Annotated in this window: 17 protein-coding genes; 1 reads left to right on the forward strand and 16 read right to left on the reverse strand. The window is 60.4% G+C overall.

Going from position 1 to position 12,842, the window contains the following annotated elements; genetic code table 11:
• Nucleotides 1-20: 20 nt before the first annotated feature.
• The 10 genes from traV to I3K84_RS20875 all read right to left on the reverse strand — a co-directional run bounded on the left by traV (nt 21) and on the right by I3K84_RS20875 (nt 5,800).
• A complete protein-coding gene (gene traV / locus I3K84_RS20830) occupies nt 21-671 on the reverse strand; it encodes a type IV conjugative transfer system lipoprotein TraV (protein WP_196996201.1) in 651 nt (216 codons plus the stop codon).
• Nucleotides 668-817 (reverse strand): hypothetical protein, encoded by a 150-nt coding sequence (locus I3K84_RS20835; RefSeq protein ID WP_009242087.1) that lies wholly within the window; start codon nt 815-817, stop codon nt 668-670. The genes traV and I3K84_RS20835 overlap by 4 nt, the downstream gene beginning before the upstream one ends.
• The gene (locus I3K84_RS20840) at nt 814-1,563 is read right to left on the reverse strand and encodes a DsbC family protein (protein ID WP_009242086.1); all 750 of its coding nucleotides are present in this window, start codon (nt 1,561-1,563) and stop codon (nt 814-816) included. The genes I3K84_RS20835 and I3K84_RS20840 overlap by 4 nt, the downstream gene beginning before the upstream one ends.
• Entirely contained in the window at nt 1,556-2,905 is a 1,350-nt protein-coding gene (locus tag I3K84_RS20845; protein WP_009242085.1) for a TrbI/VirB10 family protein, read from the reverse strand. The genes I3K84_RS20840 and I3K84_RS20845 overlap by 8 nt, the downstream gene beginning before the upstream one ends.
• Nucleotides 2,898-3,635 (reverse strand): type-F conjugative transfer system secretin TraK, encoded by a 738-nt coding sequence (locus I3K84_RS20850; protein WP_009277744.1) that lies wholly within the window; start codon nt 3,633-3,635, stop codon nt 2,898-2,900. The genes I3K84_RS20845 and I3K84_RS20850 overlap by 8 nt, the downstream gene beginning before the upstream one ends.
• A complete protein-coding gene (locus I3K84_RS20855) occupies nt 3,571-4,164 on the reverse strand; it encodes a type IV conjugative transfer system protein TraE (protein WP_009242083.1) in 594 nt (197 codons plus the stop codon). The genes I3K84_RS20850 and I3K84_RS20855 overlap by 65 nt, the downstream gene beginning before the upstream one ends.
• 14 nt (nt 4,165-4,178) lie before the next feature.
• Nucleotides 4,179-4,472 carry a type IV conjugative transfer system protein TraL gene (gene traL, locus I3K84_RS20860; protein ID WP_009242082.1) on the reverse strand — a complete coding sequence of 98 codons (294 nt, stop codon included), beginning with the start codon at nt 4,470-4,472 and terminating at the stop codon, nt 4,179-4,181.
• A gap of 15 nt (nt 4,473-4,487) precedes the next feature.
• Entirely contained in the window at nt 4,488-4,820 is a 333-nt protein-coding gene (locus I3K84_RS20865) for a TrbC/VirB2 family protein (RefSeq protein ID WP_196996202.1), read from the reverse strand.
• A 94-nt stretch (nt 4,821-4,914) separates the two neighbouring features.
• Complete coding sequence (locus I3K84_RS20870; RefSeq protein ID WP_009242080.1) at nt 4,915-5,298, reverse strand: hypothetical protein; 384 nt, start codon at nt 5,296-5,298, stop codon at nt 4,915-4,917.
• Between the two features lies 1 nt (nt 5,299).
• Nucleotides 5,300-5,800, reverse strand: coding sequence for a lytic transglycosylase domain-containing protein (locus tag I3K84_RS20875; protein ID WP_009242079.1), 501 nt, complete (start codon nt 5,798-5,800; stop codon nt 5,300-5,302).
• A 294-nt stretch (nt 5,801-6,094) separates the two neighbouring features.
• Between I3K84_RS20875 and I3K84_RS20880 the strand changes: the two genes are divergently transcribed.
• Nucleotides 6,095-6,943, forward strand: a complete 849-nt coding sequence (locus I3K84_RS20880; RefSeq protein WP_231403503.1) for a response regulator transcription factor — start codon at nt 6,095-6,097, stop codon at nt 6,941-6,943.
• On the opposite strand, the gene I3K84_RS20885 is transcribed toward I3K84_RS20880, so the two are convergent.
• The 6 genes from I3K84_RS20885 to I3K84_RS20910 form a co-directional block, all read right to left on the reverse strand.
• Nucleotides 6,912-7,847, reverse strand: coding sequence for an ATP-binding protein (locus I3K84_RS20885; protein ID WP_231403504.1), 936 nt, complete (start codon nt 7,845-7,847; stop codon nt 6,912-6,914). The two genes, I3K84_RS20880 and I3K84_RS20885, sit on opposite strands and share 32 nt — an antisense overlap.
• Before the next feature lie 41 nt (nt 7,848-7,888).
• A complete protein-coding gene (locus tag I3K84_RS20890) occupies nt 7,889-8,164 on the reverse strand; it encodes a YunC family protein (protein ID WP_009242076.1) in 276 nt (91 codons plus the stop codon).
• Between the two features lie 32 nt (nt 8,165-8,196).
• On the reverse strand, nt 8,197-9,051 hold the full coding sequence (locus I3K84_RS20895; protein ID WP_009242075.1) for a PAS domain-containing protein: 855 nt from the start codon (nt 9,049-9,051) through the stop codon (nt 8,197-8,199).
• A gap of 90 nt (nt 9,052-9,141) precedes the next feature.
• Nucleotides 9,142-9,354, reverse strand: coding sequence for a hypothetical protein (locus tag I3K84_RS20900; RefSeq protein ID WP_009242074.1), 213 nt, complete (start codon nt 9,352-9,354; stop codon nt 9,142-9,144).
• Between the two features lie 141 nt (nt 9,355-9,495).
• A complete protein-coding gene (gene mobF / locus I3K84_RS20905; RefSeq protein ID WP_196996204.1) occupies nt 9,496-12,381 on the reverse strand; it encodes a MobF family relaxase in 2,886 nt (961 codons plus the stop codon).
• Entirely contained in the window at nt 12,378-12,833 is a 456-nt protein-coding gene (locus I3K84_RS20910) for a protein-disulfide reductase DsbD N-terminal domain-containing protein (RefSeq protein ID WP_009242072.1), read from the reverse strand. Before I3K84_RS20910 ends, mobF begins: the two co-directional genes overlap by 4 nt.
• Nucleotides 12,834-12,842: the final 9 nt, after the last annotated feature.

Below are 12,842 nucleotides of genomic sequence, written 5' to 3' on the forward strand. Positions count from 1 at the left end.
GGCCGCCCGGCCAGCGATGCTTATTCGCTGTCCGGGATGACGTTGCCGGGGCGCATGATTCCGTTCAGCAGCTCGGTGGCTTGCTCGTTGCTCATGCGGTCTTGACGGACGCCGATAGACTCCATCCCGTTGTCAGCGGGAGGCGTTGGCTGCTGCCCCAGCACGCCAGGGCTTTGCCGTTGCTGGCCAGCGCCGGCCGTTTGCGGCTGCGCAGCCTGGGCCGTCACATTCGACGGGGCGCGTACCGGCCGGTAGTTGTCCTGGATGCGGCGGCGGTTGTGCTCGATCAGCCAGCGGCCGGAATCGACCGGCAGGTACACGTAGGACTGGTCGTGCAGATCGCCATCGGTGTCTTCCCACGGGGCGAACCAGACGCGAAGCAGGCGCGGTGCGCTGCGGATCGGCGTGCCCGAGTAGATGGGCTTGGTCATCACGTTGCTGCCGGCTTTCGCCTGCGAAAGTTCCACCGGAGCCTCGCCGCGCGCATTCACGCGCTGGCCCGGCAGGTTCTTCGCCTGGGCATTGGCGTAGATGCCGCTCATCGACTCGCACAAGATGCCGTCCGGGGCCTTGCACGCGAATTCGGATTTCGCATCAAAGCCAGACATGCTGCTGCAACCGGATAGGGCCACCACGGCCCCGATGCCAAAGTTCAAGGCCAGTGCCTTCATTTGCTTCCCTCCCATGCGTGCGCGGCACTGCCGCTGAAACCGACACCCTTGCAGCAAGCGCCGCAGTCGCGGCCAGCGAGCGAACCGCAGCCCGTCAGGGCCAAGGCCAGCGCGCCGGCACCAAACATCAAGGCGGTGCGCTTCATTGGGTTGCCTCCTGCGCAGCGGCCGGCGCGCCAGGCTTACCGGCGTTCAGCCACTGGTCGATCTTCTCGGCCGGTGCGGAGCCAGGCAGGACGCGGCCATCGGCGGCAATCAGGGTAGGAGTGCCCACCACGCCCAGCTTGGAACCCAGCACCAAGTTGTCGTTGACGGGGTTGTTGCAGGCCACCAGCTTGGGCTTCTTGCCGGCCAGCATCAGCTCGCTCCAGGCTTTCGCCTTGTTCGGCGCGCACCACACGCTGACGGCCTTGGTCTTGGCTTCCGGGTGCAGCGATTCGAGCGGGTACAGGAACGTGTAAATGGTCACGTTGTCCAGACGGGCCAGCTCGCCCTCCAACTGCTTGCAGTAGGGGCAATCCGGGTCGCTGAACACGGCCAGGATTCGGCTGCCGTCGCCCTTGACCGTCTTGATCGCTTGGCCAAGTTGCTGTGCCGGGAACTCGGTTTTCTTGCTATCGAGCTTGCGCTGGGCAGTCAGATCGACTTGCTGCTGCATGTCGAACAGGTGCCCGAAAATGAAGTAGCGGCCCGACTCGTCGGTGTAGGCGATGTTCTCGCCCATCACTACCTCATACAGCCCGGAAACTTGCGACTTGCGAATTTCCTTGAAGGTCGTCTTCGGGTACATGGTCTTGAACTTCTCGACCACGGACGCGGGCGCTTCATCTTGGGCAAATGCGGGAACAGCCAGCGCAGCAGCCAGCGCGAGGGTCAACACTCGTTTAATCATCTTCGTATCTCCTGGAGTTGGTGCCGGTGCGCTTCAGGAGGCCCCGGTAATCGTCCTTGGCGAGCGCCTTGCCGGAATAAACAGCGCCCTTGGTGATGAGGATTTCGACGGTACGGCCGCCATCGGTTTCGATGACGGGGTACAGCTTGTCCGCAGCCTTGAGGTAGTACTGAGCGAGCTGCTGGCCCGCGCTGCCTACCCCACCACCGATAGCGGCTTGCCCGATCTTGTCCGGGTCGATGGTTTGCGTGATGCCGCCGCCGCCTGTGCTGGTGATGGTTGCGGAGGACTGGAAGGCTTTGCCGATACCACTGAGCGCGCCGGCAAACAGGGCATTGGCGAGCAACTGGCCCTGCTTGGTGACGAGACGGCCCCGAACCCCAGCCTTGCCGTCTTCCCCAATCACTTGGCCCTTGATCGCCATTTCAACGGCCTCGCCGTTGATAACGCAGGCCAGGGTTTCGGTGCGGCCCATCATCCGCTCTGAGGACAGATCGCCCCAGGTGGCGGCCACGATGCGGCAATCCTTGATGTCCAGCTTGTGCTTGTTGGCCAGATTGGCGACATCGAGCACATGGAAAGCCACCGGCAGCGGGTTCGATTGGGCTTGCCCGCCTGTCGGCGCATCCACGCCGTTGAGCATGGCCACGCGCACAAAGGAGCCAGCCGGCAGGAACTCGATGGTCTGCTTCTTGCCGTCTGCCCCGCCCGAGGTGGTGCCGTACTTCTTGGCCTTCTCGTCGGTTGGGAAGCCCAGCACCTCGGTGATGCCACCAGCGCCGCCAACGGCTGCGCCCGCTGCGCCCTTGCCCTCGGCATTGTTGAAGGTGATGATTTCCACTTCCCGCCGCGCCGGCACATCCACCTGATTGAGCGGCTGGTTTAGGGTGGTGGCCCCGCCCTTGCCGTTCGGTGACTGGAGAACACGCTGGCCCGGCCCGGTGCCGTTGCCAATGGGCAAAGGCTTGTCCAGAACCGAAGCATCTGGCTTCGCAGCCGTTGCGCTGCCAGCCGAACCGGCTGCGGCCTTGTTGGCCTTCAGTTCCTCCAGCGCCTGCGCGAGCTTCTTGTTCTGTTCCTCTTGGGCCTTGAGCTGGGTCTTAACTTCCCCGATCAAGGCTTCGTTGGACTTCTCCTTGGCCGCTTGCTGCGCACGCCACGCATCCTTGTCATCTACGGTGCCGGGTGCGGTGATGCTGACGGTCTTGGGCTTTTCGCGGTGCTGTGCTGGGCCACTGTCGAACAGGAACATGCCAGCCCCGGCCAGACCGAGAATGCCGGTCACTGCCCCGCCGATGAGCATCATCTGGCGTTTCTTTGTTTGTGCGTTCGGCTCACTCATTGTCTTTGCGCTCCCGAACGATGTAGATGTCCGTCCCGTCGCCCTGCATCAGCGTGTGGTGCTCTACGGCAATGGCGCGCACGCCACGGCGGTAAAGCTCCTGCTCGACCAGCAGCATTTCGGAGGGGGAAACGTTGGTCAGGCGGTATTTCTCGCCCACCACTTCGCCATCCATGTACTTGGCCACCAAGATCAAGCGCCCCTCTTTCCACAAAGGCACTTCCTTGTTCACCTGGATGGTTTCAACGCTGTCCTTCAGCTCGTCGTCGGCCATCACCAGCATCAAGTCCTTGATGCGGCGCTGGTAGGAGACGGTGCGGCCATCAGCGGCTGCGCGGCTCGAAGGCGTAGCCTTCTCGCTCGGCGGCCGGATGATGATTTCCTCGCCGGCCACCGGACGCGGTACGAGGATCAGCTTGTAGGTAACGCCCTTCTCGTCGGACACGAAAACCGTGACCGTGCCCTGGTTGGGCGACTCGCTGGCCAGCGTGAAGTAGTAAGCCCCCAGGGCCTCGTCCTTCTGGCCTGCCAGCACGCCCTTCACGCTGGGCACCACATTGGCAATGCGGCGCCCGTCGATTGCGAGACGGTTGGTTTCGTTGACCGAGATATTGACTTGAACGTGGCCCCGGTCAGCGTTCTCAACGACTTGCGTTGCGCCTGCTTCAGTTGCCAGCAGGCTTGTTAGCAGAAGGATCGCGCTTAACGATTTCTTCGATCTTGGAAACATAGAGACGCCCCGAGGTAGTGATGGTGAATTCAACGAGATAGTCCTTCTCGCGTTCGGAAGTGAGCTTGTCGGCAATAAAGGTCTTGAGTTTTCCGCTGACCTTCACGCGCTTGTCCTGCTCGCTGACTTCCTCTTTGCGAGGAACCCAAATAGTGGTGACTCGCTCCTGTTTGAGCCGCATTGCGGCCGCATCAAGCGCGGTCTTCAACCCGGCGTAGCCGTCCGGGTCGGCCATCTTGAGAATCACCTTGTTGTTGTAATCAACCGTCTCCGGCGTGACGGTCAACACCGTGCCCAGGACATAACCGGCCATATCCAGCAGGTAGTCCTTATTGGCGTAGTTCGATCCAATCTCGTAGGGCCGCTTAACTTCAGGCGGCACGATCTTGGTTGTGTCGCGCACGACGACGAAGCCCAGCAGCAGCACCCCGAAAAACAGAGTGCCCAGCAGGCCCGCGTTCATCGCGCGGTGGAAGCGGACTTGCGATTGCAACTTGTCCCGCTCATTGATTGCTTTATCTGGTGCCATAGCGCGTGTAGCCCCTATCCATTGAGTTCTCGAATGTGGCTACCCGGCAGCTCTTTCGGCTCGGGAAACCCGGTGAACCAGTACAGGAGGTGGGTGGCCATGCCCGGATGCTTCCCAGCCTTCAGCTTCCCGTAGAAAAAGGCCGCTCCAATACCGAGGAACAGCCCAATCACCGGGAAGCCTGAGCCAATGCCAACCAACACGCCCATGAGGCCGATCATGGCAACGTCCATTTCCCAAAAGAGGAATTTGGCTCCGTCGTCCAATCGGCGCGGGATGTAGTGAGAGAGATCCGTTTTTTCGGACATGGCCACCTCCTGCGCTTAGATGACGGCCGTGAAACTGGCGTTGACGATGCCGACGATCACGCCGATACCCATCGACAGCACCACCGCGCCGAAGAACCAGCTCCAGTCCTTCTTGACGGCGGCGACAACGGAACCCACGCCGATGGCGATCAGGGCGGCCAGCTTGCCCAGGTTGCCCTTCACCCAGCCGTCCCACTTGGTTACGGCGGCGTCGAACTCCGTGCCGTCACTGGCGTATGCGCCGGAAGCCAGCATCATCAGACCCAGGATCAGGCCGGCGAGCATCAGGGCCTTGAACCACTGGCCCGCTTCTCTGCGAACATCGACTGCTTGAATTGCTGCGTTCATCTTCAATAACTCCTACGTAGAAAGTTGGTTGGAACCCCTGCATTTCCCCGTGTGGGGCCTTGCGCCAGGGGGATGCGCAAAGACGGAAAGCCAATCACTTCGGTTTGCTGACAGGCTTGCATTCGTACTGAATCGCGGGCTTCTTCCGCTTCTTCTTCAGTGGCTTTTTCTTGGCCGGGACTTTCGCGTGCGAAAGTTCTTCGGGCGGCTGGATGGATTGAGGCGCAGGCATGACCGGCTCTTGGACAGCAGGCGGCGGTGGAGGCGGGACGTACAGGTGCTTGATGGAGCGTTCCGGGCAGTCTTCCCCGTCGCAGAACACAAACTTGGTGTCGCGGGGCACGCCGAACTGCACCACGTCGGAGAGACGATCCAGGGGGTTGGGCTGGTTCAGTGACTGCGCATTGGCAGCAGTGACGCCAGCAGCAGCCAGCGCAAAGACGATAGAAATGCGAAACGGTTTGGCTGGCAACGCCATATCAATCCCCTTGGAAACTGGCCACTTGGGCCGGTGAAGTTGAAATTTGGTGGGCTTGCTGTCTGCGGTAGCCCTCGTAGAACCGCTGCACGTCGCGGACGTACTCAACCTGGGCGCTCACATTGGTCGATGCCGGGCCGGCGTAGTAGCAGCCCACGGACTTCCAGGTAGCGCCGAAACGCTGGATGCAGTCAGCCAGAACCCAGGCCCCCACCTTCTGCGAGGTGCAAGCGTCGAACAGGTGTTCACGGCGGATGCCGAAGCGCGCGAGGTTCGGCAGGTGGATCGTGTTGATCTGCATGAGGCCCAGCGCGCGGTTGCCGTCTTTCAGCTTCGGGCCGACTGCACCCGTCCAGCCGCGCGATTCCTTCCAGGCAATCGCCTTCAACAGCAAGGGGTCGATCCCGTAGCCGCGCCCAGCCTCATCCCAGCACGTTGCAGAAGCAGCGAGCGGCAGCATCAGCGATGCCGCCGCGATCAGTGCGCGTGCAGAGAAGTACATAGAGGCGTTTCCCATTGCGATATTGTAGCAGTCAACTTGCTTTCACGATGAAAGCACGATAACAGAAAAAACCTAGAGCGACAAGGCATCTAGCCTAGGTTTGTCATCGTGGGAGGTGGCGTTGAGGCACCCATCCGACAGCCCCGCTTTACCCGCCGAATCCAGCTTGCCAAAGGCATGAAATGCCCACGACAAGGGGCCAAATGATACCATGCAGGAGAAAAATAACTTCCTGTCAGCGGAAGCAATAGGTTAGTTCGCACGTATAATGCCGTCCCCCGAACGGTGCGGATCATGGCTAGATCAGCCGGGCGCGGTATATCGAATGCGGCTTTTCTGTCAAAATTCGGTTATTGCCTCGCCGGCGAGGGTGTTGCACCCACCGCCGATCTGCATGGCCGCTATCCGCCAAGCACGGCAGCGCCTGCCTGCATGGCCAACGAACTTCGGGATCAATACGATCCCAAACCAATAGGTGACGTTTTGGGAATAAAAGTATTTCTTGCGGACGATCACCGGCTGCTGGTAGCCGGTTTCCGCGATGTATTGAAGGACTACGGGATCGACGTAGTAGAGGTGGCCTACAGCCTGGATGGGCTGATCGACCGCTTCTTAGAGGTCAAGCCGGATGTCCTGGTGATCGACGTGCGCTTTGACAGCAAAGGCTGTGGTGAGAACGGGCTGGACGTGTGCGAGGAACTACTGGCCCGCGACCCCTCGGCCAAAATCATTGTCTTTAGCCAGTTTGACGACCAATACATCATCGAGCGTTCCTACAAGCTCGGCGTGCTGGCCTTTGTGCGCAAGGATGAAAGTACGGAAGTGCTCAACGAGGCGATCAACACGGTAGCCCAGGGCAAGGAATACTTTTCCCCCGAGATTGCCCGCCTACTCGCATGGTCGGCCGTCAAGGATCGGAACCCGAACCGGCTCCTGGATGAGAACGAAATGCGGGCCTTCAGCCTTGCAGCCGATGGCGCATCCATGACCGAAATTGCCACCGCGATGGACTTGTCCACCAAGACCATTGGCCACTTGATGAAGGGCGTAAAAGCCAAGCTAGGCGTTGAAAGCCAAGCTGACATCACCAAGCTGGCGATCCGTCACGGCATTACGACAACTGCCCTGAAAACGAAAAGCTGAGTTTCGTTCCCGGCCGCTTCTGGTTGGCAGGATCGGCCGCCTGTATTTTCAGCGCACCACCAAGCACCCGCACCCGCTCGCGCATGTCGATCAGTCCAATGCCGGCGTGCTCTCCATTGCGAGCCGTGGCTTTCATCCCCACCCCGTCATCGGTGATTTCCACCTTGTAGGTGTCTAGCGCCTTGTTGTGGTGGATGCTGACGCGCACCTGGGCAGCTTTGGAGTGCTTGATGGCATTGAAAATCGCTTCCCGGATGATCTTGTAGGCGCTGATAGCCGATGCCTCTGGCATCGCAGGCCGCTTTGGTAGATCGTGCTCCAGCGTGATGGCCGGCTTTTCGGAAATGTTCGTGTAGTGGGCCACCAGCGACTCCAAGGCCGCAGTGAAGCCGATGGAGTCGATCACCTCGATTCGCGTGTTCTTGATGATGTCGCGCATTTCGGCATAGGCATCATTCAGCATTCCCGAGGCATTACCCAGCAGCTCGGCGGCCCGCCCATTCCCAGCCACCAGCGGCTCAAGCTGCTTCAGTACGTTGCGCGTGAGCAGGAGCTGGGGATTCACCTCGTCGTGCAGACGGCGTGCAAGGGTGCGCCGTTCCTCGTCAATGCGCCGGTTCGATTCAGCCAGGACACGGCGGGTTTCTTCGTGAGAAACGTCCACGCGCTCCATCCCATAGCGGACGGTGATGTAGAGCACGTAGAGAAAAAACACAAGCATCAGGCCAGCGGCGATGTGCGAAATCATGCTGGCCCGGTTCATGAGCGGCAGCGCCAGGATCATCAGCGCCGCCCATACCCACAGGAAATACTTGGCCGCCTGGTTGCCGCGCAGAGCCAGCACCATACTGACCAAAAAGACGGTCAGCAGAAAAGCGCAGCTCGTATAGAAGATGACTTCCACTTGAATGGCCTTGCTCCAATCTCCAGGCGGCACGGTCTAAATCACCGCATCTTGTTCAGTGCGTCTTGGCCAGACTCACCCACTTGGATGCCCAGCTCAACCGCTTTGTTCGAGGTGGCTACCACCTTGGCCTTGCGCATGTCGTCAAAGGTATTCACCCCGGTGACGATGGCGCAAACCTCGCCGGTCTTGTTGCAGGTTTCCACATTGATATAACCGCAACCGAGAATCCCCTTGGGGGCCTTCATTACCAGTAGCGGCCGCGCCAGATCGAATTGCAGCAGCTCCAGGTGCTCTTGAATGGCTCCAGCGTCCATAGTCATTTCCTTTACAGAGAGGGTTGAGAAAATCAGTTCTTACGCTTGCTGTTCTGGATCATTTCGTTAATGGCGTCATTGGCGATGGTAGCCTTGAAGGTATCAACAAAATGCTCGATATATTCCGGGTGTTTCTTGTCCATTTTCGATATGTCGATATTGATGCAGATGAATCCGATCAAGCCGTACACATCGTGAAAAATCGGGATCGTGGTGGACTTCACCGCGCGTCCGTCTTTCAGGGTGAGGTCGTAGCTCACAAACGAAGCACCACGCCCCTGGCCCTGCCCTTCGCCATAGCTGTAGTTCTTGATGAGCTGGATACCGAAGTTGGTATTCGTGTCGCCCAGCCTGCGGCCGGAAATGGGGTTCTGCACAGCCACAATCGAGCGCAGCGGGTTGCGCGTGTCGTGCAAGACGATCTCTACCGGCGTGCCCGCGAACGTCTGGCCAATGCCGTTCACGATGTCCGCATAGGACTGGAAGATGCGATCCTTCTCCCGATCCACCTCCGACAGCGCCACATAGTCGGGCTGCTGGGTCAGCATGAGGTACTTGGCCTTGGTCGGCCCGTCCAGCAACAGGGTGACGTTGTTGGAGTTGCCCAGGTAGATCAAATCCGCCACGGCGCGCGGCGAGGGATGCTGAGAGAGGTAGTTGACCGCCTTCACGAACAATTCCCGATCCAGGTATAGCGCCCCGGTGTCATCGGCGCGGATCGGGTAGAAGTCGTCGTAGGCGGCCAGTGCTTTACCGGGCAGAACCCTAAGATCAGGGGAAGGCGGGGCACGAAAGCCCAGCACATAAATGCTGATGGCTGCGATCAGTACGCCCGGCACAAAAACCGAAGCCAGACGTTTCCAGTTGATCGTTGAAATAATAGACACGCGCGCCTCTCCCTGAATCCACCGATGAACCTCACATGATATTCGGGTTCTCGGCACCCCGGCAAACAGGGCGAGGCGTCTATGGCGCGGTCACTTTTTCCGTTTCTTCAGGTCGGTCTCGATGAGTCCCGAAATATAGGTGTTGGCAGGTATTTTCAGATCGTCGCACAAGTCCATCATGCGCTCGTGCAGCTCGGGGTCCATCCGCAGGGATACCGTTCGGCGATCGCCATAATTGCGAGTTCTACGGCGTTTAGTTCCCTGCCCATCGGCCGACATCTCGGCGTCCTTTGGGTCGGTCATGGCTTGTTCTTTAGCATAGTCAAAGGTTCATCACACAAGTCTAAGCCGACTTGCCTACTGGCGAAAGGCAGAACCAGCCGCCAACTTTCGCGCGCGAAAGTTGGTTAAGGCCAGCGCGCGTAAGTTGACATTTTATAGGGATTACCGTTGAACGTCACCGTTTCGCTGCGGCGACACCGGGCGTTCTCCCGCCTTGTCGGCCGTGATTGCCGTGGCCCGTTCGTGTTGCCGGAGCGTTTCCACCGCACTGGTCTTGTCTTGCTTCGCCGCCACCGCCTTGGCCGCCACCGCCTTGTCGTTGGTGTAGATGCGCAGCTCATGCGAGGCGCGCGTGGCCCCGACATAGAAGCTCCGATCCCCGAAGACCTTGGCCATGTTCTCCAGCGCCCGCTCCTGCTTCTTCTCGCTCTCGGTCTGAGGCGCTCGGATGTGGAAGATGGCCCGGTGCTGAGTCGCGCCCTGGGAGGCGTGAACCGTCTGCGCGTAGGCATGATCCCAATGCTTGTTGCGAGAGAGATCCACTTGGTGCAGTGACACATCCTTGCCTTGCTTCAGCTCCAGCGTCACCTTGTCCCCAGCCACAGCCGTGACGCGCGCCACCTCGCCGTTTTTGAACTCGCCTTCGTTTCGGGTGATACGGATCAGGTCGCCCTTGGCCAGCTCGCGGGTGTCGCGGTCGTACACCTCGATTTTGTTGTGCTTCTTCGGCTGCCATGCGATCACAGAGCCGTCTTCCTTCTGGAGCACCACAGTGCCATTGGGGGCATCCACGGCCGACACGCGCATGTATTCGCCCTTCTTGGCGTCGATCTGCTGGTAGTCCCGCCCGAAGCGCACCACGTCGCCGGCCTTGTAGTATTGCGCCTCCTTCTGCATGGCCCGCGTCCACCCCTTCGAGGTGTAGATTTCGCGCGTATCCTCGGAGCGCGACAGTTCGCCCTGCTCCTTCAGTCCCTCGCGCACGCCGGCATTGATGGCCCGCCTGTCTTCGTTATAGGCGGTAATGACGATGGTGCGCTCACGCTCTGCCTTGTCGAGCTTCAAGATGTCCTGCACTACGGCCGCCACCAGGCGGCCCTTGTCCTCCTCGGACTTCTCGGGAATTTCCCGGATCATTCCAGCCTTGTCCATGTACTCGAAGGCCCGCGCGTTGTTGGCCAGCTCCACTTGGGTGAGCCGCTGGCCGTCCCCCAGGTTGTCGCGGCCAGTGATGATGTCCACGGCTTGCTTCAGGTCGGCGGTCTTCTGGCGGTTGATTTCGGTCATGTACGCGGTTTCCATGCCGTCCCGCTGGGCCAGCTCGAAGGGCTTGCCGGCCTCTACACCCTGCAACTGGAGCGTGTCGCCCAGGTACACCACCTTGGCCCCGGCCTTTTCGGCCATGTGGTCGAGCTGGGCCTTCTGGCGCTGCGACAGGAAGGACGATTCATCCACGATCCAGACTTCCGCCTTGCGCTGGAAGTCGGGTGCGTACTGCTTGGCAAACTCGATGTCCTTCTGTAGCTGCCGCTCCTTGATCTGGAACATCGAGACGGTATCAGTAGCAATACCTGTCTCCCTAGCCAGCACCTTGCTGGCCGCCCCGGTCGGAGCCATGCCGCGCACCGTGTAGCCCTGCTCCTGCGCCATTTCGCGCACGCCTTTGAGCATAGTGGTCTTACCCGTCCCGGCAAGGCCCTGCACCGCCACGTAACGATCTTCAGTGGTCAGTACCTTGCTGATGGCCTCCTTCTGGCCTTCGCTGTATTTGAAGCCCTGCCGGCCCTCGGCCTGCACGATCCGCGCTGCCACCGCTTCCGGCTCCATCATCTTCGGCGTCTGGCCCTTCTGTGCGCGCACTTGGTCGAGTGCCCACATTTCGCTGCCCAGCATCTTCTTGGTCGTGTAGTTGCCGTCAGGCAAGGCCACCAGATCACCATCCTTCTCCAGCTTGTCGAAGGCCCGCTTCACCTCCGATGCCGATACGCGCCCTGCCCCGTGCTCGATGGCCGCCGCCATGAGGTCGTTCTTGGATACCACGGCCTCGCGCTCGATCAGGTGTGCGGCCGCAAAGGACATCGCCTCGCGCCCGGTGAGCTTGTCAGCGCGCACCACACCACCTTGCGCCCGTTGCGCGTCGGCCTTGGCCTGGATGGCGTCGAAGTCGATCCCGATGTCTTTGGCTCGTTCCTTCCAGCTCCCGATCAAGGCTTCATGATCCACGTCCACCTTGCGCGCTCTGGTCTTCAGCGTGGCGTCTTCCTTCTGCTGCGCGCTGGCATCGTCGATGTCCACGCCCTTGGCTTTCAGCGCCGCCTCTATTTCTGCCCGGCGCTGGCTGAAGTGCTCGATCTGCTCGCGGGTGATACCGGCAATCTCGAAGTTGCCTTTCTCGTCGGTGCGGCGAATGTCGTAGCCCAGCGCCTGGAGCCGGTCGGCCAGCTCGGACGTGTAGATGGCCCCGATAACGCGCTGGGCGTTGTAGATTTCTTCATTCGTCAGGGAGCGCCACTGCCCATCCTCCCGCTTGGTGGCGTTCATGATGACGGCGTGCGTATGCGTCTGCGGGTCGAGGTCGCGGCTTGTGTTATGCCGGAACATGGCCACAGTCACGTTGCCGGTCTGTACCGCTTCGGTCTTCCCGTCCACGGTTTGCCGCGTCCTGGCCAGCTCGGTTTCGATGTGGCTGAGTGCCTTCTTGACGGCCGCCTCATGCGCCTCCCGCACGTCCCGCTTGCCGTACACCTCGGCCATGAGAGAAACACTCTTGGGCGCGGAAAACGTCATGTCGGTGCCCGGCCGGTGCTCGCGTTCCTTCTCGCCGGTTTCCTCGTTCTTGACCCACTTGCCCAGCTCTTGGCCATCCACCTTTCCGTTCAACACCTCGAAGAAGGCTTGACGATCAATCTTGCCGGAAAGCCCAAGGTGCTCGGCCCCCTTGCCGAACCACTCGGAATGCTCCAAGCCCTCGTCCTGGGTGTAGTAGTTGTCAGCGGAAAAGTAGTGCAGTGCCTGCCCGGCGCTGCCCACGTTGTTCATGCTAATCATCCCTGTCTTCCTCCCATTGCCGGCACGCTGAAAGCCTTGGTGATCGGTGCATAGCACACCCCCACAATCGCCGCGCAGCCCTGTGCCGTAGCCACCAGTTTGACGGCCTGATTGCCCCCAGCCAAGCGCACGCGCACCGCCACCCGCTCGGTGTAGTAGCGCATGTTCTGGCCCATCGCCTTGTCGAACTTTTCAAGCGGTGGCGGCAGCTCAACGCCGGCCACCGTCACGGCTGGGTTGTCCGTTTTGAAGCTGAAACGGTCGCGGTACAGGTGATAGCCCGGTGCGATGATGTACTCCAGCTCCACCACTCGCGCATCCACCCGGCGAGCCGACACCCGGAAGGCTTCATCAGGTTGCAGCAAGTCCGGCTCGGCCTGCACGGAAACGCAAAAAGCCGCCAAGCAGGCGGCCGCGACGGAATGTAGAAATGCCCGTCTCTGAGTTTTCATTCGGTATCC

Origin of the sequence: Diaphorobacter sp. JS3051 (assembly GCF_015832135.1) — a bacterium.
Classification (GTDB): domain Bacteria; phylum Pseudomonadota; class Gammaproteobacteria; order Burkholderiales; family Burkholderiaceae_C; genus Diaphorobacter; species Diaphorobacter nitroreducens.